Raw genomic sequence first — 25,214 nt, 5'->3', positions numbered from 1 at the left:
AAGATTACCGCTAAGAAGTAATACTTATATTTTTTTAAAAGAAAAAATTAAAGAGACGATAAAGTTAGTGTCATTGTTTTAGCAAGGACTGCAAAACTATTTCAGGAGGAAGGTTTATGACAATTCAACACAAAGGTACAGAAGTTCTTTTTCAAAAACTAGGTAACAACTGGTTTATCTTTGCAGAAATCAACAACGAAGTAATTTATTCAACAATGCCAGAAGGCATGGATCCATATTCAACAAAATTAGAATTATACGAAGTCATTGAAGAACATATGAAAAGAGTTTCTACAATGAAAAAAGGCGCAGCAGAAGCGGCTGCTTAGGAACTTCCATGGGTGTAAAAAAGTATACACACTTATATAAGGGTGCTGACTCACGTGAAAACGCAGCACCTACTACCTCTCAAACGCGAAATCAGCAAAAAAAAGAGGTAGAACAACTACAAGAACTCATTCAAAAGCGCCTTGAGAACCCTCAAGAAGCTAAAAAAGCAGCACGAATTATTGAACAAATGCTAAAGGGCTAGTTGCGATTAAAGCTGGCAACAGCTTCAATAAGACCCCTAAGCTCACACTGCTTTAAAACTTGGACGACTTCAGTGTTCACATTGTAGATCTTTCAACCCTCAGCTTCATTCAAAACAAGACTCTGTCCTACAAAACTCTTTGTAAAATTATTAAACGACTGGCCTTCCATCTTCTTCATTCCTGACACGAGTGCGCGATAAAGCCGTTTATTTGTTTTTCGTACATAGAGATAAACTGGATAGCGATAATAGATAAAGTTCTTCGTATCAATTAGTAGGTTTTCCTTTTGGTTGATAATTTCGATAAAGGCTTCAGACACTCCTCTAAGTGTATAATCTGCTCGACTATCAGATAAGGCACCATAGATTTCATCAAACGTATCGACTGCAATTAATTTGAATTTATACTTTTCTAGAATTTTATAATCACGCCAATTCTTATTAAAAGAAACTCGTTTTTTCTTATATTCCTCCGGAGATTTTATCGCTTCAAATTTTAAACGATCCTTATATTCATACACAGGTAAGCGAAGTCCCATTAATCCTGACAAAATAGGAGCTTCTATCTTTTTAAAATCTGATAAGTCCCAGTTTTCAGATGGTGAGTAAATTATATCTCCATTCTTATAAGCACCTGAATCAACACACTCTTTTTCATTGCCACAATCAAGTGCCGTAACTTTAAAATCTCCAAAATCATTACGTGAAAGAGCTAGAATCTCTTCTAAGAAATAGCGAAAGTATTGGTGGCGATAATGTCCCTGGAGAATCTTTACTTCGTGATCTTTATAGACGGTAGCGGGAGCAGCTGAAGCTGGTCCTCTCCTCATAGCATCGAAAGCAGGAGTCGCATGCGAAAAAATAAATATAAGAAATAGATAAAAAATAAACTTCATACTACAGTTTCTAAAGCTTTTGAGTAAATTAATAGTTAATTTTACCTAATATTTATTTACAAAGATTCAGACAATAGCATGTATAAAGGTTTTAAAGCCTTGCCTGAGTGCCTTCAATTTGATAACTAGGTGCAATAATCATTTAGGAGTAAAAGTTGCCAGTAAAATCAGACGCTCAAGAAGCGACAAACGATCCATTTGCGTACGACCAAGACCAAGACAAGTCATTTGCTAAGGACTTTCAGTACAAGCACCGCAACCCATACCACGACAAATTAGAAGAATTTAATGAATTTGTTCTAAGGGACGAAGAAGCTGAAGTTCACAGTGGAAAATGGAACAAAGAGGTGTTTTCGCAAGATGGTGAGCTGTGTCTTGAGATCGGAACTGGTTATGGCCACTTTATGCTACAATATTGTGATGCTTATCGTGATCAGAATTTTGTAGGACTGGATTATCGCTTCAAGAGAAGTTACGCCTTAGCTAAGAAGCTAAAGTCACTTCCTTATCGCAATTTTAAATATTTAAGGGCCAAAGGTGAAAGAATTGAGCACCTTTTTGCTGAAAATGAGCTAGATAAAGTATTCTACTTCTTCCCTGATCCTTGGCCAAAGGCCCGTCATCATAAGAAGAGACTTTTTCAACTCCCTTTCCTAGAAAGGGCATATAAAGTTATCAAACCAGGTGGATACTTCTATGTTAAGACGGATCACGATGGTTATGCAGAGTGGATGAAAGAAGTTATCGAGAAGCAAGACCTCTTTGAGCTTGAACTTGAGACAAAAGATCTATGGAACGATGCTCCGGATCACTTACTTTGCCAATTTAAAACAAAGTTTGAGAAAATATTTATCGAGCAAGGTGTAAATATTAAAGCTTTTGTTCTAAAATCCAAAAAAGCAAAATAAAAAGCTAGGTTAGTCACACACATGTCATTACAAAGACTGCGCGAAAAGATCGTCAATGAAATCCCGATTTCTGATTTAATCGAGCGCTATGGCGTGCACTTAGTTCGCAAAGGTAATAACCTTTACGGTGTCTGCCCTTTCCATGATGACACAAACCCTTCCATGTCTGTTGTTAATGACAAGAAAATCTATAAGTGTTTTTCTTGTGGTGCTGGTCACAGTCACTTTGACTTCGTAATGAATCTCCAAAGTATGGAGTTCATCGAGGCCATGAAGGATATCTGTGATAAATTTGGCATTGATTTCGACTCATATACGAATACAAAAGAGAAATCGAAAGAGTTCATTTATGCTGAAAAGATTCTTAAGGTCGCTTCAACTATTTACTTCCAATCGGGACGTAATCTAAAGCCAGAGCAATACCTAGACTTTTTAAAGAATCGTCATTTGAGCAATGAAATTGCCGACCTCTACCAGCTTGGATTTGCACCAAAGAAAAATAGTATTTATGACTATATCTGTTCCCTTCCAGCTAAAGACCGTGGAGAAATTCTTCAAACGGCCTTAAAAATAGGAATCGTTAAGTATAACGCCGATAATAAGTCCCATTATGATACTTTCCGTGAGCGTATAATGTTTCCGATTTGGGACCACTACGGTAAAGTAATCGGCTTCACTAGCCGACGAATTCATGAATATCAACACGCTAAGTACATGAATTCTATAGAGTCGTTCATCTTTAATAAAAGAAACCTACTCTATGGCCTCCATCTTGCAAAATCATTCATTAGAAAGCGCGATAGCGTGATTATAGTTGAAGGAAATATGGACCAAATTGCAAACTACAAGAAGGGTTTTGAAAATAGTGTCGCTATCATGGGGACTGCACTTGGCGACAACTCTCTTCGAACACTTAAGTCCATGACAAAGAATATTTATCTCTCCCTCGATAATGATGAGGCCGGCTTTAAGGCTTCTCAAAGGGCAAATCGCCAATTCCTAGAATCTGGTATCATACCTAAGTTTGTCGACCTTAATCCTCATAAAGATCCAGACGATTTCCTAGAAAAAGAAGGTATCATTGCTTATCAAGATAGAATCGATAATGCACTTCCGTTCATTGATTATGAATTTTCTAAATTACTACCTGATCGCAAGATTGAGATCCTCGATGAAAAGCTGGCACTGCTAAGACAGGCTTTTGATCTTGTCTCACCTCTAGGTAAGGATCTAAATGCAATTGAAAGACTCGTTGGTTGGGCAAAGCAGCTAAACCTTGAGTCGAGCAAAGATAGCATCATCGAAAATTATGAAAATTTCTTAAAAGATGAGAAATCTCAAAGCTTTAAGCCTGCCGTTGTCGAAGAGACACCACACGCAGAAATGCTTCCTCCTGAGTATGACGAAGACTACATGGCAAGCTTTCATGAAATTGATGCAAATGAGATGCCAATAATGGATGAAGTAGAGGCTCCAATCTCACGCACAGAGAAGACTTTACTGCTTGCAATCGTTGAACATCCGGATTGTCTTGAGTATGATGAAATGACCGATCTGCTTGATTTTATGCACTCAGATAGGGTAAAAGAGTATGTTTTAAATCTAAAAAATTTAATCTTTGAAATAGATGAGAGGGAATTTAGAAATTTTGCGCTTTCGAGTTCTTCCAAGTACGGCCTACATGAAATTATTGATGATGGCATTAGAAATAAATACAAAGGAATCAAACTAGAAAAAGAGAGAGCGGTTAAAATTATTAAAGACCTCAAAGTAAAACTTGAAAGAGTTAGTCTAGAAGAAGAAAGCGATCGCTTAGTAACAGAGAGAGGAAATGTTACCACTCAAACAGAGCTTACTGAGTTGAACGCGAAGATTATTGAAATCCGTAAAAAGCTTCATGCTTTAAAAAAGTAAAAGACTGGAGAAACCAAACATGTCAAGTGCTGCACAATTTTTAAAATCGAAGGGTTTCGAAAAACTTATCGCACGCGGTAAGGATCAAGACTCCCTAACTCCAGAAGAAATTAACGATGCTATTCCAGCAAGTTTAATTGCTCCTGAAGAACTTGACCTCATTATGCTAGCTATTAGTGAATCAGAAATTGAAGTTACTGAAGCCGAAGTTGAAGAGGAAGATGAAGGAATCAAACTTGACGGTACTGAAATTATTGAAGAAACGCTTTCGAAAGAAGAGAGAGCTGAACTTAGAAGTGCCTCAACTGATCCTGTAAAATTATATCTAAAGAGAATGGGCTCTGTTGCCCTTCTAACAAGAGAAGGCGAAGTTGTAATTGCGAAAGAAATTGAAGAAGGAGAAAGAGAAATCATTCTTTCTTCGCTAAAGTCTTCTCACGCAATTGCAGAAATTATCACGTTAAAAGATAGAATCAATGAACTAGAAAACCCTACGGAGTTCGTAAGAGAGCTTGTACGTGGTCTAGACGATGAATCGACTCAAAAAGATGTTGATAAAGTTAAGAAGACAATCATTAAAGTTTGTGATGAGCTAAAAGAAATTTATGACTCTGCACTTAACGAAGATGATGGAACTCTTGATAAGTTCTCAAAGACTGAAAAAACAAAAATGGATGCTATTGCAACTGAACTTGCAGATCTAACTTTTAATAGAAAGATCATTAATAGCTTCGTTGAGCCAGTTAAGAAATACTACCTTCAATTTAAAGACCTTTACGAGCAACAAGATCGTATCTTTAAGTTCTTAGAAGTAGAAACAATTGAAGCTTACCGTGATCTTCATGAGAAGATTATGGAAGACGATGCATTTAAGCGTGCTTTTGCAAAAGAGCTTTACACTACAGATGCAAAGGTAGAGCAACTAGTTCGTAACCAAGAGGATATTCTTAGAAAACTTAGAAGACTATCTCAAGAAGCTGGAATGAGCTTTGATGATATCGAAACAGTTTATAAGATTATCACGAATGGTGAAGAAAGAGCTGACCGCGCGAAAGCTCAGCTAGTTGAAGCAAACTTAAGACTTGTTGTTTCAATCGCTAAGAAATACACAAACCGTGGTCTACAATTCCTTGATCTTATCCAGGAAGGTAATATCGGTTTAATGAAAGCGGTTGATAAATTTGAGTACCGTCGTGGTTATAAGTTCTCAACTTATGCAACTTGGTGGATTCGTCAGGCCATTACTCGTGCCATTGCTGACCAAGCAAGAACAATCCGTATCCCAGTTCACATGATTGAAACAATTAACAAGATGGTTAGAACTCAAAGACAACTTATTCAAGAACTTGGGCGTGAGCCAACTCCAGAAGAAATTGCTGAGAAGATGGAAATGCCAGTAGATAAGGTTAAAAAAGTTCAAAAGATCTCTAAGGAGCCAATCTCTCTAGAAACACCAATCGGTGAAGAAGAAGATTCATCTCTAGGAGACTTCATTGAAGATAAGAAGATTATTTCACCTGCAGATGCTGTAATGAGTATTACATTATCTGAGCAAACTCGTTCAGTACTTTCAACTCTTACACCAAGAGAAGAAAAGGTTCTAAGAATGAGATTTGGTATCGGTGAAAAATCTGACCACACTCTAGAAGAGGTTGGACAGGACTTCTTCGTAACTCGTGAACGTATTAGACAGATCGAAGCTAAAGCTCTTCGTAAGCTAAGACATCCTTCTCGAGCGAAACTACTTAAATCGTATATCGAAAATAACTAAGTAAATTAGGCCCCTATTCAGGGGCCTTTCTCTTAACAGAACTAAGACTATTACATTCTTTATTTTTGCGTTATAATAAGGCTTTTAGACATAAAAGTAATATATGACACAAGAACCTGGACTCGATCTAGCAAAAAAATATTTTTCAACTCTGGCAATTTCTAAGGCCAGAAAAGTTCTCAGCCTTGGGAAGGTCTCACTTTCATTTAAGAAAGGAAGTCTTGATGGTTACCTCATTACAACGGGAATCATTAAAGAAGATCGTCCTTATGAGTCCAAGGTAGTCTATAAGAAAAGGCTTGAGGGAACAGATGAATCGCCACTATCAACGTCCTGTGATTGTCTAGAGTGGACACAAGAAAAGCACTGTCATCATACAGCGGCTCTTTTTATGTACTATATTGCTACAAATAATGACCAGTCTGATACGAGTACTCACCTCCCTCCGATTGGTGGATACGGTGTTTACCCACTTGAATATGGGACAATTATTAGTGGTCCACACGAGTTAGAAAATGCGCCACATGGGCCGACTTATTCAACATTAAATTACTCACTAACAAATAAGAAAACGATTGAGTTTCCTATTCCTGAAAACCTCTCGGGAAAGTTAGTCTTTAATATCACTCCTAATAAAGAACAAAGAGTTGATTTTCAAGATGACTTAAAATCAAGTATTCGATTTGCTTTACTAGATGAAGAAGGTAAAACTCACCGTGATATTAGTATCTTTGAAAGTTTATATCTTTTTAACTGGGATACTGGAGAGCTCTTTTCACTTCCAAGTGAATTAAAAGAGTTCTTCTCAACTCTTAGATCAAACTTGTCTACATATAAGATCGACGACGCCTTAAATCTTGCCTACTCAGAAAGACTTGAGAGGTATATCTCTTTTGAAGTTGAGAGCAAACAATTTGATATTACAAATATTGAGTCACCTGACTTAAGAATTTATATCAATAACTCTCAAAGAAAAGGTTATAACAATTTCTCGGTCGAATTCTTCAATAAAGAAGAAAAGAGAACGAGGCCTCCACAATTTATGGCCTCACTTACGTTTGAAGGTGGCTACCTTGATTTATTTCGAAAAAAGATTGAAGCATATCATTTTCTAAGAGAAGTTCAGCATTACTTTGAAACTGGTGTTGATAGCTACAAGAAGTCTCTTTCGGGTAAATCGAAAAAATCTGCTTGGATCAGACTTATTTCAGAAGTAGTTAGTAAAGACTACACACTTAGCTTCGATCACGAAAATCATAAGCTATACAAATACGACAACAAACTACAACGTCTACTATTTAAAGTAATGGTAACAGAATTTGGAGACCACTTCTTCCGCTACTCGTATCTATACAGAGATTCAAATGAAGTTATTTTCCAAGTCTCTATGTCACAAATTACACAAGGCCTATCGAAATTATTTACAGTAACAAAGCCATATGGTGTAGAGATTTTTTATAATAATAATGAAATTAAAAACTGGAACTCTCGCATTCGCTTTGAAAGAAAACAAATTGGACGCTCTGGTTGGTTTGACCTTGAACTAGAGATAAATGACGTCGACCAAGAAGTACTTAAGAATGTTGATCTGGATAATAGCATAGCTATTACAAAAGATGGTGTCATCTTACTAAATAATGAACAAAAGGATCTTTTAAAATTTGTTCAAAAATATACAAAATTTGAAGCAAAAGAAGAGATTCAGGACGGGAAATTTAAGAAGTTCATCCTACCTTTTTCACGTGCCAGAATCTTTGAATTATTTGAACTTAAAAAGATTGGCCTTGAAGGTGCCTTAACGGATGAAGAAATAGCACTTTGTGAAAGACTTCAAAATCTTGAGGGTATCCCAGACTACCCAATTTCAGAACATCTAGGTTCAACTCTTAGAGCATATCAAAAGACTGGTTATAATTGGCTTAAATTTCTTCACGAAAATAAGCTTGGTGCTTGTCTGGCCGATGATATGGGTCTTGGTAAGACCATTCAAACCATCGCTTTTATTGAAAGTATTTACGACAAAATTGATAGAGTTCTAATTGTTTGTCCTGTTTCCCTACTTCTTAACTGGGAAAATGAATTTAAAAAGTTCTCGGATATTGATGTTCACATCTTCCATGGAGCAGATAGAGAACTTCCTGAAGACAGTAAAGCAAAAGTCATCCTAACTTCGTATGGAATTCTTAAAAGAGAACTTGAAGCTCAGTTTGAAGAAACTAATTATGATGTTCTTGTTCTTGATGAAGTTCAGCACTTAAAGAATATGCGCTCACTTGGAGCATCTTCTGCAAGAAAGATCAATGCCGACTTTAGAATCTGTCTAACTGGTACACCTGTTGAAAATGATCTTGCTGAGTTCTTTAATATTATTGACCTAAGTATTCCTGGTATCTGGGGAGACTTAAGATTTTTAAGATCAAGCTCGACACCTAAATCAAGAGTCTACGCAAGAAAAACGGCTGCACCTTTCATTCTTAGACGCACAAAGAACCAAGTTCTTACAGATCTACCTCCTAAGATTGAAAACAATGTCCTTCTTAGTTTTGATGAAAGTGAAGAAGAATTTTACAAAAATAAACTGCAATCAATTAAAGATAATATTCAAAATGCTCCTAAGAATAAGAAGTATGGTGAAATCCTTAAGGGACTTCTTGAGCTTCGCCAGAGCTGCCTATGGCAAAACCATAGTAATAAAACGACTAAAGATATTAGAAGTCTTTCATCAACGAAAGTTGATTATCTTATTGAGAGTTTAGAGCAAATTGTTGAAGAAGGTCACCAAGTTATCGTCTTCTCTCAATTTACGACATACTTAGATATTATTGGAACAGCTTTTGATAGTCAGTGTTGGAAGTACTCTCGAATAGATGGTTCTTTAAACGTAAAAAAGCGTCAAGCAGCTGTTGATGAGTTCCAAAGTGGAAAAACAAAACTCTTTCTAATCTCCCTCAAGGCCGGTGGTGTTGGGCTTAACTTAACAGCAGCAAGTTATGTTTTTATTATGGATCCTTGGTGGAACCCTGCCGTTGAATCACAAGCTATCGATAGAGCATATCGTATTGGTCAAAAGAATACTCTAAACGTATTTAGACCTATTATTAAAGGCTCTGTTGAAGAGAAGGTATTAAAACTTCAAGAAATAAAACGTGAACTTTTCAAAGAACTACTTCCTGAAGATGATGAAGAATTATTCAGTGGAAAACTCACAATGAAGGATTTTGAAGAGTTATTTAATTAAGACTTCTTTAAGCGATTAACTTCTTCATGAACAGCTTCTTTCAATTCATCTCGACAGAAAATAAATGGCCCTGTTAGTTTTTTGCTGGAAAGATCCTTAATTTCTTCCGAATGGATCCCTCTTGAATGGCAAATAATTACTCCAGCAGCGATATCCCAGATATTTTTATCACGAAATGAGACAACACATTCTGCTGCACCTGCAGCAAGCAGCCCTAATTTAAATGCAATGGAACCAAGCGGAGTAATTCTGAAGTTATGCTTAAAATCTAGCTTATTAGCACCCTTCTCCCACTCCGAGCGTGAAATCATTATATTTACGGCCTCAGCATGAGCATGACGACTCCCAAGAGGATACTTAATATCACTAGTAATTTCAAAACCAGTAAATGGATTATAAATCCAACCAAAGTTTCGATCGTCGTAAATATCAGCTGAAAACAATATCGCCAATGAGACTGCACACTCACCATAACCTTTCGCAAATTCACGAGTTCCATCAATTGGATCCAGTACGATTACAGGGAACTCAAAGCTTTCTTGATCTTCTTCTGAGAAAAAATTAAAGTCATAATTAGAATCATGAAAAACTTTTTTTACTTGGTCCGAAACAAAGATATCAAACTCTGTTACAATACTCTTATCCGCCTTTCTTTCAATCGACATATCTCCCCACACCATAGTGTCGAGCTTAGTATGAATACTGTTTTTTATTTCTTCTAATTCTTTACGATACATTTTTGATCCTAGCGGATATGCCTAACGAATGTGAAAGACAAACTCGTGTTTAAAAGTCTTTTCTTGCTCTAAATCAATTAATCCTTCTTTTGTATAGAAGTCATTGTTTGAATCAAGCGCGTCAGTTACTCCAAATGCTGGAGCAATCCTAACAAAGTTTGCACCAGGATAAGTCCATATTGAAAGATAAGGAATATTTCCCAAGTCTATATTAACTGACTTCTCGTTTAAAATATTCTTAAGAGCAACGCTTTTTGACTTAATATCCTTAAATACCATCTCTCCTCCTCTAAAGTTTTCTTGAGAGAAGAAAACACGACAGTCTTGAACAACTTTCTTATTGTCCGCATCATGAAAGTTAACAAGGTCATTTTCTAAGAAGTAAGCTCCACGCTCTTCTTCAGTAGAGAATTCAATAAAGCAATCTTCATGACCTTCTGGACCTAGAGGAACATTGAAAGTCGGAGCAAAACCTAGCGAAAAGAACATTTCTTTCTTATCTAAATTTTTTATTACAAATGAGACTGTAAGCTTTGGTCCATAAACCATATAGGTCACTTCGATACTATAGCGAAATGGAAAAATAAGCTCTGTGTCTTGGTTATTCGTATGAACAAAAGTGATTCTGTCTTTACGTTGATTTTTCACTTCAAATTGAAAGTCTTTTAAGAAGCCATCCTTTTGCATGTGATAATACTTACGCCCTAACCAATACTGATCATCTTTAAGCTTTCCTACAATTGGAAAGATAAGTTGTGGCTTCCAAGGGTTTAGTGTTGGATGGCCTTGCCATAGATATTCAACATATGATTCAAGATCAAATATTGATAACAGTCCAGCTCCCTGCTTCGTAACAGAAACTCTAATAAACTCACTTTCTAAATGGTAAATCTGATCTTTATTCATCAAATTATCCTCTACTACATAATGATATCAGTTTTTGGCCCAACGTGAAACTCATAAGCAATTGAATATAGGCAATATATTTCATTGTGGGATAGATCCCTCATTTCAAATGTGAAAAAAGTCCAAATATATAATCCCCTAGGCTAAAAACTCTATAAGTTTGAAGCATAGATGATGTTTAAAACTAACTAAATTCCTTCCTTCAAAATTATCTAAATATTCCATTTACCCAATTCATTCGAATTAACCTAAGGCCCCAGAAAAAGGGGCCCTCGCCTTTTCTTATTGCTCATAAATGATTAAAATAAGGTATCAAATTTACACATAGGAAAATACACTAATGAAAGTTATCGAGCATATCGACAAGGCAACAAATCCACTTTTTAGTTTTGAGATTGTACCACCACCTAGAGGCAAAAATATTTCGGCCGTAACAGATATTGTTAAGCAGCTTTTACCATTTAATCCGGCCTGGATTGATGTAACGGCCCATTCAGCAGGGGCTTATTACAATGAAAAAAATGACGGTTCAGTGGAAAGAAAAATTTATAAAAAGCGCCCAGGTACAGTTGGTATTTGTGGGGTCATTCAAAATCGCTTTAAGATTGATACGGTAACTCACCTTCTGACTCAAGGATTTACAAAAGAAGAAACTGAAGATGCTCTTATTGAGCTAAACTACCTTGGAATTCACAACGTACTCGCACTTCGTGGAGATGCACTTAACTACAATAAAAAGTATGATCTTTCACGCCAAAGAAATTTCTATGCAAAAGATTTAGTCGAACAAATTGATAACGTTAAAAAAGGTATCTACCTTGATGAGATTTCTAATAGCTTACCTCTCGATTTTTCAGTAGGTGTAGCAGGCTATCCTGAAAAACACTTTGAAGCACCAAATCTTGCAACTGATATTAAATACCTTAAAGAGAAAGTTGATGCTGGTGCCGATTATATCGTAACTCAGATGTTCTTTGATAATTCAAAGTATTTCGAGTTCGTAGATAAATGTCGTGAGGCAGGTATTACATGTCCAATTGTTCCAGGAATAAAAGTAATTAAAAGTATGGGTCAACTTTCAAATGTTCCAAGACATTTCTATGTCGACTTTCCTGATGAATTTGTTAATGAAGCAACAGAAAACCCAGAACATATTAAAGAGATAGGTATTAAGTGGGCAAGAAAGCAAACAGAAGAGTTATTAAATGCCAATGTTCCTTCTGTTCACTTTTATGTCATGAATGATAGTGCAAATGTTACAGAAGTTCTAAAAGGTTTATTTTAATGAGACATATTCATAAAGAACTCGAATCAATATTAAAGAATAGAATTCTCTTTCTAGACGGGGCCATGGGTACAATGGTTCAACAGTATCACCTCACAGAAGAAGATTTTCGAGGAAAGCGATTCCGAGAAACAAAAATCGACTTGAAAGGAAATAACGATTTACTGAACCTGACTAAGCCAGAAATTATTAAAGAAATCCATACGAAATACCTAGCTGCTGGTTCAGATATTATTGAAACAAATACATTTTCGGCGACTCGTATTGCTCAAGATGATTATCACTTAAGTGAAATTGCTTACGAGCTAAATGTAGAGGCGGCAAAAATTGCGAAAGCGGCATGCCTTGATTTCATGAAAGAAAACCCTGAGCGTAAATGTTTTGTTGCAGGAGCTCTGGGGCCAACGAATAAAACCGCTTCAATTTCTCCAGATGTAAACAATCCAGCTTATAGAGGGATTACATTTGATGAGCTAGTGAACAACTACTATGAGCAAACAAAAGGGCTTATTGAGGGTGGTGCTGATCTTCTTTTAGCAGAGACTTCATTTGACACACTAAATTTGAAAGCGGCCATCTTTGCCATGAGAAAGTATCTTAATGATCATAATCTTGATACTCCGATTATGCTTTCAGTAACAATTACTGATGCTTCTGGAAGAACGCTTTCAGGACAAACTGTTGAAGCCTTCTGGAATTCAGTTGAACATGCTAGACCTTTTAGTGTTGGAATTAATTGTGCTCTTGGTGCCAAAGAGATGCGCCCATATATTGAAGAGTTATCAAGGGTATCAGACTGCTTAATCTCTTGTTACCCAAATGCAGGGTTACCTAATCCACTAAGTGACACTGGCTATGATGAAAAGCCAAATCAAACAGCATCGCTGTTAGAAGAGTTTGCGCAGTCAGGACTCGTCAATATTGTTGGTGGTTGTTGTGGAACAACACCTGAGCATATCAATGCAATTTATAATCATTTAAAAGATATCAGGCCACGTGAGAAACATGTCTTACCTAAAAATCAAAGATTATCAGGTCTAGAGCCTCTTAATCTCGATTATATTGGTGAGCGCCCATTTATCATGGTCGGAGAACGCACAAATGTTACCGGTTCTCCAAGATTTGCACGTCTAATTCGTGAAGAAAACTTTGAAGCTGCTTTGGATATCGCCCGTCAACAAGTTGAAAATGGTGCCAATATTATCGATATCAACTTTGATGAAGGTCTCCTTGACTCAAAAGCTTGTATGGTAAAGTTTCTAAACCTAATCGCTTCTGAGCCTGACATTTGCAAAGTCCCAATTATGATTGACTCATCTAAATGGGATGTCATCGAAGAAGGACTTAAATGTATACAGGGAAAAGGGATTGTTAACTCAATTTCACTAAAGGAAGGCGAAGAAGTTTTCAAAGAACATGCAAAAAAAATCCTTCAATACGGAGCAGCTGTTGTTGTTATGGCCTTTGATGAAAAAGGACAAGCAGCCTCTAAAGAAGAAAAGGTATCAATTTGCCAGCGTGCCTTCAAGATCCTCACTGAAGAAGTTGGATTCCCTGCAACTGATATTATTTTTGATCCAAACGTCCTAACTGTTGGTACAGGGATTGAAGAACATAATGATTATGCAATCAACTTCATTGATGCCGTAAGAGAAATCAAAGAGACATGCCCAGGAGCTTTAACAAGCGGAGGTATTTCAAATATATCTTTTTCATTTCGTGGTAACAATATTGTTCGCGAAGCAATGCATAGCTCATTTCTCTACCATGCCATAAAAGCAGGTTTAGACATGGGAATTGTAAATGCTGGAATGCTTGAAGTTTACGAAAACGTAGAACCTGAGCTTATGAAAAAGATCGAAGATGTACTCTTTAATCGCTCAGAGAATGCGACTGATGACTTAATTGAATATGCTGAAAAATTCAAAGGTATAAAATCAAAATCCAAAGAAGATGATTTGACTTGGCGAGAAGGAAGCCTTGGAGAGCGTATTACTCACGCACTTGTAAAAGGTATCGGTAAGTTTATCGAAGAAGATGTTGAACAAGCAAGGCAAGAACTAGGTATTCCTTTAAATGTCATCGAAGGACCTCTAATGGATGGAATGAAAGTCGTTGGAGACCTTTTTGGAGCAGGAAAAATGTTTCTGCCTCAAGTTGTTAAGAGTGCCCGTGTCATGAAACAGGCAGTTGCTTACCTTGAGCCATATATGGAAAAGGATGCTGACGGTAAAAGTAAAAAGAATACATTTGTAATAGCCACAGTAAAAGGTGACGTTCATGATATTGGAAAAAATATTGTTGGTGTTGTTCTAGCCTGTAATGGATACAACGTCGTTGACTTAGGCGTCATGGTAAGCTGTGAAGATATTATAAAAGCAGCAAAAGAACATGATGCCAAGTTCATCGGCTTAAGTGGACTGATCACTCCTTCTCTTGATGAGATGATTTATAACGTTGCTGAATTTAATCGTCAGGGCCTCGAAATCCCAGTACTAATTGGAGGAGCTACAACATCCAAAACTCACACCGCAGTTAAGATTGCACCAGAATGTACTAGTACAGTTGTTCACGTGGGCGATGCCTCGCAAACGGTAGGGATCTGCAATAGTCTTTTAAGTGAAAAGCTAAAGGACGAATTCTTAAAAGATTTAAAAGAATCACAAAGAAGAACAAAAAAATATTTTGAAAATAAAAAAGATAGTGGACAAGCTACTATTGCAATAGAAGTGGCCCGTGATTACTTAAGAGTTGACCCAGAGAAAACTTTTGTCCAATTCACTCCTCCATTTATTGGAACTCAGAAGTTTGAGGATATTAGCGTATCAGAAATTGCAAAGTATATCGACTGGTCTCCTTTCTTTTGGACTTGGGAATTAAAAGGGCTCTATCCTCATATCTTGTCTCATAAAGATTATGGAGAAGAAGCAAAGAAACTTTACGATGAAGCACAAAATATTCTTGATGACATTATTGATAATAAACGTTTCTCACCAAAAGCAGTTTTAAGCTTTTGGCCAGCTTATTCAAAAGATGAATCAGTTATTCTTCTCGATGAAGATAAGAATGAATTTGGTACCTTTAATTTTTTAAGACAACAAAAAGAAAAAACACAAAAAGATCGCCCTTACCTATCTCTTGCTGATTATATTCTTCCGCAGGGAGAAAAGCAGGACTACATCGGTTCCTTTGTTGTCACAATGGGTGATGAAGTCGAGAAATATGCTAAGAGTTTTGAAGATAAGGGTGATGACTATACATCTATTATGATTAAGGCAGTCGGTGATCGCCTAGCAGAGGCATACGCAGAGTTAATTCATGAAAGAGCACGCCAAATGTGTGGAATTGAAGAAGAACGCAAGTTCTCACTTGATGAGCTTATTAAAGAAAAATACACAGGAATTCGACCTGCTGCAGGTTATCCAGCATGCCCAGATCATACCGAAAAATCAAAGTTATGGGATTATATGAATGTCAAAGAGAATACAGGAGCATACCTAACTGAAAATTTCGCTATGTATCCAGCAAGCTCAGTTTCGGGCTACATATTCTTTAATCCTTGTGCTAAGTACTTTAATATTTTAAATATTGCCCAAGACCAAATTGAGCTTTACTCAAAGGCCAAAGGTCAGGACATAGAAACAACAAAGAAATGGCTTAGGCCAATACTATAGGATAGAAAAATGCACGTATGTATTCCATACCACAAGGTATTACCAGTAAAAACTTATGGTGGTGTTGAAAGACTTGTCTTTTGGCACATGAAAGAATTAATTAAATTTGGTCACCAAGTTACCTTTATTGGCCCAGAACAAAGCCAAGTAGCAGAATATGGAATTAATCATATTGCATGTGAAAAGATTGAGGAATGGCAAAAATTCGTACCAGACAATATCGATGTTATTCATGGTTTCGATAATATAAAAGTTGAACTTGATATTCCTTACGTTATTAATATCGGAGGGAATGGCTTTCCAGGTGAAAAATTTGATTTAAATACAGTATTTGTTTCAAAATCTCATGCCCGCCACCACGGCTCAACAAGCTATGTAAACAACTGCCTTGATATGAATGAATATCCGGCCGTTTATAAAGAAAGTAAGATTTCTGAAATCAAAAGCCTACTCTTTCTTGCAAAGGCTTCTTGGCGAGTAAAGAACCTTCAACAATCAGTAAAGATTGCAAGACAAACAAACAAGCACCTCCACATTTGTGGTGGTGGTTCTAAGTTCTTTGGTTGGCACCCTTTAATTCACAACCATGGCATGGTTGGTGGCCAAGAGAAGTTAGATTATATGCGACAGTGTGATGCCCTTCTCTTTGCTGTTCGTTGGCATGAGCCTTTCGGTCTTGCTATCATCGAAGCGATGACTCAAGGGCTACCTGTCTTTGGCTCAAGCTTTGGTTCACTACCTGATTTAATTGCCCCTGGCACAGGCCGTACATTCTACTCTCACGAAGAGATCATTGAATACTTTAATACAACAAAGGATGTCTATGATCGTGACTTTATTCGAAACTATGCAATCAAAAACTTCTCAATGGAAAGATTCACTTCTGACTTTATTGAAAAGTATGAAATTGTTATGTCAGGAAAAAAACTTAATGATGTAGAGCCTGAGTGGATTCACCCATTTAGAGCAGGAAAAAGGCTACCTTTCTAAGGTAGCCTTTAGTATTTTCTAAGATTTTACACTTAACTCATATAATTTCTTATACTCACCACCAAGAGTCATTAATTCCTCATGGCGACCTTGTTCAATCATTCTTCCATCTTTTAAAACAATGATTTTGTCATAATTTTGAATCGTTGAAAGCCTGTGCGCTACTGCTACAACTGTTTTATTTTTAGCAAGCTCATTAAGAGACTGCTGCACAACCTTTTCTGATTCATTATCAAGAGCAGAAGTTGCTTCATCGAATAAGAAGACATCATTATTTTGTAGGTATGCACGAGCAATTGTCAGACGTTGGGCCTGTCCTCCAGAAAGTCTTAAGCCACGATCTCCAATAACCGTTTCAAGTCCACTTGGAAGCTCATTTATATAATCTGTCGCATGAGCAACTTTCAATGCTTCTTGGATTTGCGCTTCACTAACTTCCTTACCAAGAGTTAAGTTTTCTCTTACCGTTGTGTTAAATAGAAAGATATCTTGTGATACAAGGCCGAAATAGTGACGTAGAGACTTTAAAGTGAACTCACTAGAGTCTGCACCATCAATCTTATAACTTCCCTTTTTAACTGGGTATAGGCCAAGAAGAACATTAATTAGTGTTGATTTCCCAGAACCAGAAAGACCAACTAGCGCAACCTTCTCTCCTTTATTAATATCAAAACTTAAATCGTTTATTACCTGATGATCACCATAAGAAAAGTCTAAGTTCTTAAATGAAATTTTATCACTTAACTCAGTGTGCTCTTTTATTCCCCCATCCTCTTCATTATCTACCTTTAAAAATTTGAAGATACGCTTTTCTGCTGCTTGGGCCTGGCTAATCTTAAGATTCGCTTCATTCGTTTTTCTAATCGGATCTTGAATCATCGCCATGATAGCAATAAAAGTAATAAATTCCCCTGTTGTCATCGCATTACCAGTGATTTTCACTTGAGCAAAAACAATAACTGAAGAAAGAATTAATGTTGTCATAAACTCAACAAGGGGATGTGAAAGCTGCCTCATGACTTCTGCTTTCATTTGAAAACGAAAGAAATCATTTTGATAAGACTTGAAAAAGTTTCTTGTATAATCCTGAAGGTTGAAGGCCTTTATAATTTTTTGTCCTCCAACACCTTCGCCAATAACATGAGTCATATCTGAAAGTCTAGATTGTACATCTGCTTGGTGTGCCTTAACTCTTTTTCCAAAGAATCCAAAAATTAAAAGCATAATTGGAAGAAGCGCAAATGTAACGAGAGTAAGCTGCCAATCTAAGTAGAATGCATATCCTAATAAAACAATTAATGTGATTGGCTCCCTAATTAAAGTAAGAAGGCCACTAATACCTTGAGAGTAAATCATCGTATCATTTAAGATCGTTGAAATAACATCACCTTGTTTTGTTGTTGTATAAAAAGAAATTGGAATATCTTGAATCTTTGAATATATCTTAGTTCTAATTTCACAAACTGCATCGTTCATCGCAAATTGCATCCAGTAAAAATGAAAGAATCGTACTGGTAAGTTAATAAGAGCAAGTAGACAAGCAAGGCCTACAATCCCTAGAATTTCTTCGAGCGTCGACTCTGGAGAAAGACCCTTTGTAAAAAGTGGATTGATAAGTGCCATCTGACCACCTTTAATAAGTGCCATACCAATACCGAAAATCATACTTCCGATAACTCTGGCACGATGGCGATGGATCAATGGCCATATATTTTTAATAGTTTCAATCATGAAAAACCCTTGCTAAATTAGATATAATTAACTTTGCTAGTTTAGAACAAAATAACTAGTTTGCACACCATGTTAGGTATTATGATTGAAAAGTATTTTAGAAGACTCAGAGCACAATACACGGTGGCCTTCCTCTCAGATGCAAGGCTAAGTCTACTATTGGAGAATATTCACTCAGAAGAAGAATTGAAAATAATCTTTAGTTACCTACAAAAGCATCTAAAATCTTCTCCTAGTCAAAAAGAGAATGGTGAACTCTTATTTAGCCTAATCGATAAAACTCAATACTCAGTTCGTGCTTGGATTGAGGCCATACTCACATTTGATTTATGGCTGAAAGAAAATGAAAGAGAGACAGATTTTAAAACAATGATTGGCTATATCGAATGCTCTACACTGTCTCCCGAAAATAAAATTTTAAAATATCAATTGAAGGAACTTGTCGCCAAAATGCTTAACGAGTTTGGGTATGTTGGTTAGCTAGCTTGACTTACTTTGCTAAAGCAAGAGAGCTATTGATCAAATCACTATAATTTCCATGCCCCCACATAATAACTTTCTGTTTCTTTACAATATTATGCGAACTCTTTTTGTGACTCTTCTGAAGTTCTTCAACAAAACTATTTAATTGATCAAGCATTGATTTAAGAATTAACTCTTCTGTTTTGTTAACATATACCTTTTGCAATTTTAAGGAACGATCATTTTTTTGATTAAAGTAGTTAGCGACCATTGATTTTGATACTTCGTTAACCTCTTTCTTTATATTCTCAGGGGTATTCGCAATTAACAAACTATTTGCATCCTTATTGATTGAATAAGTACTACTTTGTCTCTGTAGAATACCTTTTTTATTTAAACGAATACAAAGACTTCCAACTAAAGAAAGATCCATTCCTGTCTCATTAGATATTTGAAATATTGTCTTCTGAGATTTTCCACAAACTTCCAGTATCGCTCTTTCAACCATTAATAAACGTGACATATCTTCTCCCTATAACCCTGCTAACTTTCTGATAAAAAACTTTTCTTCTAAATTACTTACAATTTCATTGCAATCATTACGACTTAAACTAAATGAATGTTTTTCTAAAAATTTGATTAATAAGCTCAATTCCGAAGAGTTATTTTCCATTTTCTCTTTGATTTTAAAGTACTCACTTGTTTTCATTTCTGCACCATTCATCAATCTAAACAAACGTGTTGTTTGCATCTCAAAAATCGCAGCTAGTTGCTTATACGTATGCTTTGGGAAACGCTTTCTAACTTCTTTAACTAATTGTTCTTGTTGAACCATAAAACCTCCTTAACAGGCATGTTTTTAATTAAGAAGTCATTTTTTAACCACTTGTGTCGATTCTGGAGTTTTCTATTTTTCTATTGATGAAAAATATGTTTTCATTAATGGAATATGTTTAATTTCACTGTAATTTCTTCAAATATTCGCTTTAATAATCCGGCCGATGGAGTTCACTCATGGGATGGAAGACGTGTCATTCTTGCAAATGCACTAAACAACTATCGACCTGCTGTTGTTGGAACTCAAGAAGGCTGGGAGCCTCAGCTTAGAGACTTTCAAGAACTTCTAGATGGACTAGAGATCATTGATACAAATCGAGAATGGATTGAAGATCGAATGTATCCTTCTCTATATTATCGCCCAGAAATATTTGAACTAATTAACTCTGGAGATATTTGGCTTTCTGAAACTCCTTATATTGCAGCATCAAAATCATTTGGAAGTGCCTTTCCAAGACTATGCACATGGGCAATTTTAAAGGCAAAAGAAAATGGAAAGCATTACTTCTTTGTTAACGCACATTTAGATCATCTCGAGTCAAGTACGCGCCAAGAACAAATAAAAGTACTTATTAATGAAGTAGAAAAAGTAAGAGCTGATTACCCACTTATTTTAACGGGTGACTTTAATGAATCTCCATTTGAAAGAGTTAGAAAAGAATTAAATGAAAGTAAGCTAAATCTAACTGACCCATGGATTGATTTGGGACACGAAGAGTGTGAAAGTCACCATAGCTTTAATGGCTTCCGCGAAGGTGGTTCTCGTATCGACTGGATTCTTCACTCAAAAGACTTATTAAAATGTGAGCAGATACATCTTCACAAAGAAAGTTCTGACGGAGTTTATCCATCAGATCACTTTCCAGTTTGTGCTACTTTATCGGCCAAATGAATATAAGTTTCAATACCATTTTTAGTATTATTCAAAATATCTGAAGTAGGCGTCCACTTCCCCTTTTCGCCAATAACAATAACTGTTGAGCCACCAAATAAGAAGTAACCTTTTTCATCACCTCTTGAAAATGTTGCTAACTCACTTGATTGAACAATACGGCCTACCATTGTTGCCCCAACTTCTACGTAAGCAATTTTACCAAACTCTTTCGTTTCCATTACTGTCACTTCGCGAATATTCGTACTGAAAATATCATTCTTTTTACGAAGAGCAAGTGGATTGACAGAGTGGTATCCACCACCAATCTTGTAATAATCAATAACTTCTCCATCAAGAGGATAGTGAAATCTGTGATAATCGACAGGGCATAATCTTGCGAGTAAAAGTGGCCCATCTTCAAAAATTCTCTCCCACTTTGCATTTTGTAGTAATTCAGTTGAATTTAAGAATTTACCTTTAACTGGAATCTTTACTTGGTTAGTAATTGACTCGTATCCAAAATATCTAGCTTCAGCAAAAGCCGACATCGAATCAGCTTCATCAAGAAATGGCCTCTTTCCATCTTTAAATCTACGTATAAAAAATTCATTAAAGCTTCCATAGGGATCATCCTTAGAGCGCCCTTCAGTTGGTAAAAACTCATCCATATTGATCTGGTAATCTTTAACAAATTTTGGAATCTTATTTTTAGTAAAATTCATATTTTGAATTTCGCCATACATACAAGAGACGATTGATGAAGTAATTGCACCAGATATCAGCTTTCCAAGCGGATTTCCATACAAGAAGTTGATTGCGGAATCTCCGTAAACTTTCTCCACTTCCATTTGATTTGTATAACGATTAAAATAATTAATATCCACGAGTGACCTCAGAATTCTTACAGAAATTTTACATTTCTGTGTTACAAAATTTTTTATACTATGATTATATATGTATAATGAGATGAGCGTCAAAAAGAGATAATGAGGAATATTATGAAAAGCAAATTTAGGCCATTCTTTTTAATTCTTATTCTATTAACATCCTTTAATTCAAATGCTTTGTTTGATGAAAATAAAGCTGTTTTAGAGAGTGAACGAAATACGATTTCAGTATTTGATCGCTCGGTGAACTCAGTCGTAAATATTTCAACTCTTGGTCGCATGAGAACCAGAAGAGGATTTTTCTTTTCAATGACAAATAAGCAAGTTGTCAAAGGAGAAGGATCTGGTTGGGTCTGGGATGACAAGGGCCATATCATTACAAATTATCACGTCGTTGAGGGTGGAGAAAACTTTCTTATAAGGTTTAACAATAATAAGAAAGAGTATAAGGCCAAGTTAGTTGGAACAGAGCCGGCAAAGGATATTGCCGTTCTAAAGTTAATCGAAGTCCCAAGAGATATTAAACCTCTTAACAGAGGAGATTCTGATAAAGTCAGAGTTGGTCAAAAGGCCATTGCCATTGGTTCACCATTTGGACTAGATGCGACGGTCACAACAGGAATTATCTCAGCAAAGAATCGTGGAGTTCAAGGTATTGGAGGAGTTGAAATTCGAGGGATGCTCCAAACAGACTCTTCAATAAACCCTGGAAACTCAGGAGGACCATTATTTGACTCTTCTGGAAAAGTAATCGGTGTCAATACAATGATTTTTTCAAACTCGGGGTCATCAGCAGGTGTCGGTTTCGCTATCCCTATCAATATTGTCAGTAAAGTAGTTCCACAAATTATTAAGTATGGAATGGTAAAAAGACCAGGTCTTGGAATTGCTATTGCAGAAAAAAGAGAGCTTTCTTATTTTTATGGTATTGACGTTGAAAAAGGACTTCCTATTCAAAGTGTTCGCCCAGGTGGCCCATCTGAAAAAGCAGGCCTAAAAGGTCTAGTCCAAGATCCTCGTACCAGAAGTATTATTCTTGGTGATGTCATACTAAAGATTGATGGAAAAGAGATTAATGACTTTGATGATATTTTCAATACCCTATATGAGTACAAAGTTGGGGATAAGGTCGAAGTTCTCTATCGTAGAGGAACAGCTCTTAAAAAGGCCATCGTAAAACTAGAAGAAATTAACAGAAATTAATTTTATTGCTTTCTAAATAGTTGGAGTGCCAACACTGGTGCTCCAATACATGCTGTAATCGCTCCAATCGGTACAATGCTATTCTCCAAAACAATTCTTGAAATAAAGTCACAAAACACTAAGAAGCCACCACCTAAAATAAAGGTAGGTATTAAACTTCTCTCGTAATTAGCACTAACAAGTCTTCTTATAATATGTGGAATAATTAAACCCACAAAACCAATTGGTCCACATTGCCAAACAACTACGGCGATTAGAATATTCGAGATAAGAATTAATGTAGCATTGATCTTACGAGTTGGAACTCCTCTCGTTTGAGCAAAGTCTTCCCCAATAGAAATGAGAGTTAAGCTTCTTTTATGTATGATAAAGAAGATTAGCCCTAGAATGTATATAGGGGCCGTATAAAATAGTCCCTCAAATCCTACGATAGAAAGACTTCCCATCATCCAACGAATTAATCTCGCAATACTTTCATTACCAAGCATACTTTGAACAAAGACAATGGCGCTAGATGAGAAGATAGAAAGACATACACCAAAAAGTAGAACTCTTTGAGAAGAGAACTTATTAAGATAAAGAAATAATAAGATAAGTAGAAAAATTGATGAAAGAGCAACATAGGCTCCTAAGGAGAAAGAGTTAAACCCTAATTCAGCAATAGCAAGTCCAAGGGCCGCCACACTTGAGAATCCCAGCGTATATGGCGTTGCAAGTGGATTTCTAAAAATCACCTGAGTCGTACTGCCAATAACAGAAAGTATTCCACCAACGAGAAAGGCCAAATAAACACGTGGAAGCCTTAAGTTTTCTAAAATATAAAGGCCCTGTACATCTAAATTAATTAATCCCTCACGACCTATAAATGGTGTCAGAGCTACAGCAATAATAACGACTAGGTATAAGAGCATTGTCTTCTTCACAGAATATACCTCTTATTATCCATGACATGGTAATTAAACTTCTTATGAAATATCTTATCAAACACCTTATATTCAAATGCCTCATCGATAGTCGAATCAAAACTTAATTTTAAATTCTCAAATGCCACAAGTCGGCTACATATATTGATAATAAAGTTAAAGTCATGAGAAACAACGAAACAACTTTTCTTATAGTCTTGAAGAAAATGACTTAAGCTCTCTACATAAATTGGATCTAAGAAATTCGTTGGTTCATCTAATAATGTTAATTCACAGTCATAGTAAAAGGCGCTAATAAGATTAAGTCTTTGTTTCTCTCCACCACTAAGTGTTGACACCTTTCTCGACAAAAGACATTCAAAGTTAAAATGTGAAACTAACTTTTTAAGATAATCTAAGTCTTGTGCCTTACTACCACGTGCATAGTTTAAAACTTCCTGGGCGGCCATATCACTTTGAATAGAAGAACAATCACCACAATATGCAACATCACCTTCGACAAAGCACTTTCCTTGAAAATCGACAAGATTTGCAACGGCCTTGAGAAAGCTCGATTTCCCCGCACCATTTGGACCAATAACACCACAGTGACCAGATTCAAACGAGAATTCTTTAACAGATAACCTATTTTGAATTGATAAATTTTCACAATGAATCACTTCAAAATCTCCCTAAAATCCTTTACAAGTAACAATGTTCTAGGCCCTAGAACAACTGCATAATCTTTTTCGTATAGATAAATTTTATCTTTAAAAAAGGAATTCTTCCAATCTTCTTCTGATTTTACTTTTCGATCAGAGATTCGAAGAATTAAATCAAATTTTGAAGTCAGTAAACTTTCAAGACTTCTTATCGGATAACCCGATTCCGTTACAATATTCTTAGCACCTAATTTTGTTAATATCTCATGATAATAATTGTCGACACCAATCGCCCTGACTTCATGTAATTTACCATCTTTGAATTTTTCATCAATGATCATTAAAACCCTTTTTCCTTTTGAAATAGGTTTTAAAAGAGCATCTAAGTTATTAGAGAAGTTTTCAATCTTCTGATCTTTATTGAGCTTAAACTTCTTATTGAAAATCTTAAGCATTTCAACTGCATCACCTAGTCTCTTATAAGGAGTCGTGATGACATCAACACCAAGCTTTTCGAGGTTCTTTTTGACTCGTCCCCCCTGAACCTCCGCCAAGAGAACAGAAGTGACTTTATCACTTACTACTTTTTCGAGGTTAATTTCAAATGAAGAACCATAGCGAGGAAGCTTCTTTGCATCTTCTGGATAATTACAGTAATTAGAAACACCAACAAGCAAGCCACCAGCATCAAGGTAGAACATTGATTCAGTAAAGCTAGGTAGTGTAGATAGAATTCGATAATTTTTTGCGTGAGAATTTAAGAAAAGAATGGCGGAGAATATTAAGATGAATATTCTCACGCCAA

22 protein-coding genes and 1 pseudogene are annotated in these 25,214 nt (G+C 36.1%); 13 read left to right on the top strand and 10 right to left on the bottom strand.

Annotated elements, in window-relative coordinates; translation table 11 throughout:
* The first annotated feature begins 116 nt into the window (after nt 1-116).
* Together M902_RS10980 and M902_RS10975 are read left to right on the top strand one after the other, a co-directional pair.
* On the top strand, nt 117-329 hold the full coding sequence (locus tag M902_RS10980; RefSeq protein WP_021268232.1) for a hypothetical protein: 213 nt from the start codon (nt 117-119) through the stop codon (nt 327-329).
* Between the two features lie 8 nt (nt 330-337).
* Nucleotides 338-532: a hypothetical protein gene (locus M902_RS10975; protein WP_021268094.1), complete on the top strand. Its 195-nt coding sequence runs from the start codon at nt 338-340 to the stop codon at nt 530-532.
* Between the two features lie 92 nt (nt 533-624).
* Here M902_RS10975 and M902_RS10970 read toward each other — a convergent pair whose 3' ends face one another.
* Nucleotides 625-1,428, bottom strand: a complete 804-nt coding sequence (locus M902_RS10970) for a hypothetical protein (RefSeq protein ID WP_021268182.1) — start codon at nt 1,426-1,428, stop codon at nt 625-627.
* Nucleotides 1,429-1,583: 155 nt separating this feature from the next.
* Between M902_RS10970 and trmB the strand changes: the two genes are divergently transcribed.
* The 5 genes and pseudogenes from trmB to M902_RS16055 all read left to right on the top strand — a co-directional run bounded on the left by trmB (nt 1,584) and on the right by M902_RS16055 (nt 9,259).
* Nucleotides 1,584-2,336 (top strand): tRNA (guanosine(46)-N7)-methyltransferase TrmB, encoded by a 753-nt coding sequence (gene trmB / locus M902_RS10965; protein ID WP_021268719.1) that lies wholly within the window; start codon nt 1,584-1,586, stop codon nt 2,334-2,336.
* A gap of 21 nt (nt 2,337-2,357) precedes the next feature.
* Complete coding sequence (dnaG, locus tag M902_RS10960) at nt 2,358-4,250, top strand: DNA primase (RefSeq protein WP_021267916.1); 1,893 nt, start codon at nt 2,358-2,360, stop codon at nt 4,248-4,250.
* A gap of 19 nt (nt 4,251-4,269) precedes the next feature.
* Nucleotides 4,270-4,611, top strand: a pseudogene (locus M902_RS16835) (RNA polymerase sigma factor region1.1 domain-containing protein); the annotation flags it as partial.
* Nucleotides 4,585-6,021 carry an RNA polymerase sigma factor RpoD gene (gene rpoD, locus M902_RS10955; RefSeq protein WP_232215063.1) on the top strand — a complete coding sequence of 479 codons (1,437 nt, stop codon included), beginning with the start codon at nt 4,585-4,587 and terminating at the stop codon, nt 6,019-6,021. The pseudogene M902_RS16835 and the gene rpoD, both read left to right, overlap by 27 nt.
* 103 nt (nt 6,022-6,124) lie before the next feature.
* The gene (locus M902_RS16055) at nt 6,125-9,259 is read left to right on the top strand and encodes a DEAD/DEAH box helicase (RefSeq protein WP_021268551.1); all 3,135 of its coding nucleotides are present in this window, start codon (nt 6,125-6,127) and stop codon (nt 9,257-9,259) included.
* Here M902_RS16055 and M902_RS10945 read toward each other — a convergent pair.
* Both M902_RS10945 and M902_RS10940 read right to left on the bottom strand, forming a co-directional pair.
* A complete protein-coding gene (locus M902_RS10945; RefSeq protein WP_021268529.1) occupies nt 9,256-9,996 on the bottom strand; it encodes an inositol monophosphatase family protein in 741 nt (246 codons plus the stop codon). The genes M902_RS16055 and M902_RS10945 overlap by 4 nt on opposite strands.
* Nucleotides 9,997-10,017: 21 nt before the next feature.
* Nucleotides 10,018-10,902, bottom strand: a complete 885-nt coding sequence (locus M902_RS10940) for an aldose 1-epimerase (protein ID WP_021268619.1) — start codon at nt 10,900-10,902, stop codon at nt 10,018-10,020.
* A gap of 340 nt (nt 10,903-11,242) precedes the next feature.
* Between M902_RS10940 and M902_RS10935 the strand changes: the two genes are divergently transcribed.
* From M902_RS10935 to M902_RS10925, 3 genes are read left to right on the top strand one after another with little or no spacing between them, the layout of a single operon-like run.
* On the top strand, nt 11,243-12,187 hold the full coding sequence (locus M902_RS10935) for a methylenetetrahydrofolate reductase (RefSeq protein WP_021268464.1): 945 nt from the start codon (nt 11,243-11,245) through the stop codon (nt 12,185-12,187).
* Nucleotides 12,187-15,861, top strand: a complete 3,675-nt coding sequence (metH, locus tag M902_RS10930) for a methionine synthase (RefSeq protein WP_021268112.1) — start codon at nt 12,187-12,189, stop codon at nt 15,859-15,861. The genes M902_RS10935 and metH overlap by 1 nt, the downstream gene beginning before the upstream one ends.
* A gap of 9 nt (nt 15,862-15,870) precedes the next feature.
* Nucleotides 15,871-16,851 (top strand): glycosyltransferase, encoded by a 981-nt coding sequence (locus M902_RS10925; protein ID WP_021268219.1) that lies wholly within the window; start codon nt 15,871-15,873, stop codon nt 16,849-16,851.
* Nucleotides 16,852-16,869: 18 nt separating this feature from the next.
* On the opposite strand, the gene M902_RS10920 is transcribed toward M902_RS10925, so the two are convergent.
* Entirely contained in the window at nt 16,870-18,582 is a 1,713-nt protein-coding gene (locus tag M902_RS10920; protein WP_021267822.1) for an ABC transporter ATP-binding protein, read from the bottom strand.
* 69 nt (nt 18,583-18,651) lie between these two features.
* Between M902_RS10920 and M902_RS10915 the strand changes: the two genes are divergently transcribed.
* Nucleotides 18,652-19,062, top strand: coding sequence for a hypothetical protein (locus M902_RS10915; RefSeq protein WP_040314710.1), 411 nt, complete (start codon nt 18,652-18,654; stop codon nt 19,060-19,062).
* A 10-nt stretch (nt 19,063-19,072) separates the two neighbouring features.
* On the opposite strand, the gene M902_RS10910 is transcribed toward M902_RS10915, so the two are convergent.
* Both M902_RS10910 and M902_RS10905 read right to left on the bottom strand, forming a co-directional pair.
* A complete protein-coding gene (locus M902_RS10910; protein ID WP_021268642.1) occupies nt 19,073-19,567 on the bottom strand; it encodes a hypothetical protein in 495 nt (164 codons plus the stop codon).
* Nucleotides 19,568-19,576: 9 nt separating this feature from the next.
* Nucleotides 19,577-19,879: a hypothetical protein gene (locus tag M902_RS10905; RefSeq protein ID WP_021268662.1), complete on the bottom strand. Its 303-nt coding sequence runs from the start codon at nt 19,877-19,879 to the stop codon at nt 19,577-19,579.
* Between the two features lie 114 nt (nt 19,880-19,993).
* Between M902_RS10905 and M902_RS10900 the strand changes: the two genes are divergently transcribed.
* Nucleotides 19,994-20,773 carry an endonuclease/exonuclease/phosphatase family protein gene (locus tag M902_RS10900; protein WP_021268411.1) on the top strand — a complete coding sequence of 260 codons (780 nt, stop codon included), beginning with the start codon at nt 19,994-19,996 and terminating at the stop codon, nt 20,771-20,773.
* On the opposite strand, the gene M902_RS10895 is transcribed toward M902_RS10900, so the two are convergent.
* Nucleotides 20,737-21,639: a phosphatidylserine decarboxylase gene (locus tag M902_RS10895; RefSeq protein ID WP_021268427.1), complete on the bottom strand. Its 903-nt coding sequence runs from the start codon at nt 21,637-21,639 to the stop codon at nt 20,737-20,739. The two genes, M902_RS10900 and M902_RS10895, sit on opposite strands and share 37 nt — an antisense overlap.
* Before the next feature lie 114 nt (nt 21,640-21,753).
* On the opposite strand from M902_RS10895, the gene M902_RS10890 reads away from it, so the two are divergent.
* The gene (locus tag M902_RS10890; RefSeq protein WP_021268545.1) at nt 21,754-22,845 is read left to right on the top strand and encodes a S1C family serine protease; all 1,092 of its coding nucleotides are present in this window, start codon (nt 21,754-21,756) and stop codon (nt 22,843-22,845) included.
* Nucleotides 22,846-22,847: 2 nt separating this feature from the next.
* On the opposite strand, the gene M902_RS10885 is transcribed toward M902_RS10890, so the two are convergent.
* Genes M902_RS10885 through M902_RS10875 form a run of 3 tightly spaced genes read right to left on the bottom strand, consistent with a single transcriptional unit; the run spans nt 22,848 to nt 25,209 of the window.
* Nucleotides 22,848-23,768: an iron ABC transporter permease gene (locus tag M902_RS10885; RefSeq protein WP_021268688.1), complete on the bottom strand. Its 921-nt coding sequence runs from the start codon at nt 23,766-23,768 to the stop codon at nt 22,848-22,850.
* A complete protein-coding gene (locus M902_RS10880) occupies nt 23,765-24,427 on the bottom strand; it encodes an ATP-binding cassette domain-containing protein (protein WP_021267881.1) in 663 nt (220 codons plus the stop codon). The genes M902_RS10885 and M902_RS10880 overlap by 4 nt, the downstream gene beginning before the upstream one ends.
* A complete protein-coding gene (locus tag M902_RS10875) occupies nt 24,424-25,209 on the bottom strand; it encodes an ABC transporter substrate-binding protein (protein ID WP_021267952.1) in 786 nt (261 codons plus the stop codon). Before M902_RS10875 ends, M902_RS10880 begins: the two co-directional genes overlap by 4 nt.
* Between the last annotated feature and the right edge of the window lie 5 nt (nt 25,210-25,214).

The sequence above is a fragment of the Bacteriovorax sp. BAL6_X genome, assembly GCF_000443995.1.
GTDB lineage: Bacteria > Bdellovibrionota > Bacteriovoracia > Bacteriovoracales > Bacteriovoracaceae > Halobacteriovorax_A.
This window is presented reverse-complemented; position numbering and strand designations above follow the sequence as displayed.

Bases quoted from the DNA above. Each gene is read 5' to 3' on its own strand.
- rpoD (WP_232215063.1), top strand. From the start codon at position 4,585: ATGGGCTCTGTTGCCCTTCTAACAAGAGAAGGCGAAGTTGTAATTGCG.
- M902_RS10915 (WP_040314710.1), top strand. From the start codon at position 18,652: ATGTTAGGTATTATGATTGAAAAGTATTTTAGAAGACTCAGAGCACAA.
- M902_RS10925 (WP_021268219.1), top strand. From the start codon at position 15,871: ATGCACGTATGTATTCCATACCACAAGGTATTACCAGTAAAAACTTAT.
- M902_RS10945 (WP_021268529.1), bottom strand. From the start codon at position 9,996: ATGTATCGTAAAGAATTAGAAGAAATAAAAAACAGTATTCATACTAAG.
- dnaG (WP_021267916.1), top strand. From the start codon at position 2,358: ATGTCATTACAAAGACTGCGCGAAAAGATCGTCAATGAAATCCCGATT.
- M902_RS10940 (WP_021268619.1), bottom strand. From the start codon at position 10,902: ATGAATAAAGATCAGATTTACCATTTAGAAAGTGAGTTTATTAGAGTT.
- M902_RS10890 (WP_021268545.1), top strand. From the start codon at position 21,754: ATGAAAAGCAAATTTAGGCCATTCTTTTTAATTCTTATTCTATTAACA.
- metH (WP_021268112.1), top strand. From the start codon at position 12,187: ATGAGACATATTCATAAAGAACTCGAATCAATATTAAAGAATAGAATT.
- M902_RS10900 (WP_021268411.1), top strand. From the start codon at position 19,994: ATGTTTAATTTCACTGTAATTTCTTCAAATATTCGCTTTAATAATCCG.
- M902_RS10910 (WP_021268642.1), bottom strand. From the start codon at position 19,567: ATGTCACGTTTATTAATGGTTGAAAGAGCGATACTGGAAGTTTGTGGA.
- M902_RS10935 (WP_021268464.1), top strand. From the start codon at position 11,243: ATGAAAGTTATCGAGCATATCGACAAGGCAACAAATCCACTTTTTAGT.
- M902_RS10975 (WP_021268094.1), top strand. From the start codon at position 338: ATGGGTGTAAAAAAGTATACACACTTATATAAGGGTGCTGACTCACGT.
- M902_RS10905 (WP_021268662.1), bottom strand. From the start codon at position 19,879: ATGGTTCAACAAGAACAATTAGTTAAAGAAGTTAGAAAGCGTTTCCCA.
- M902_RS10920 (WP_021267822.1), bottom strand. From the start codon at position 18,582: ATGATTGAAACTATTAAAAATATATGGCCATTGATCCATCGCCATCGT.
- M902_RS10970 (WP_021268182.1), bottom strand. From the start codon at position 1,428: ATGAAGTTTATTTTTTATCTATTTCTTATATTTATTTTTTCGCATGCG.
- M902_RS10980 (WP_021268232.1), top strand. From the start codon at position 117: ATGACAATTCAACACAAAGGTACAGAAGTTCTTTTTCAAAAACTAGGT.
- M902_RS16055 (WP_021268551.1), top strand. From the start codon at position 6,125: ATGACACAAGAACCTGGACTCGATCTAGCAAAAAAATATTTTTCAACT.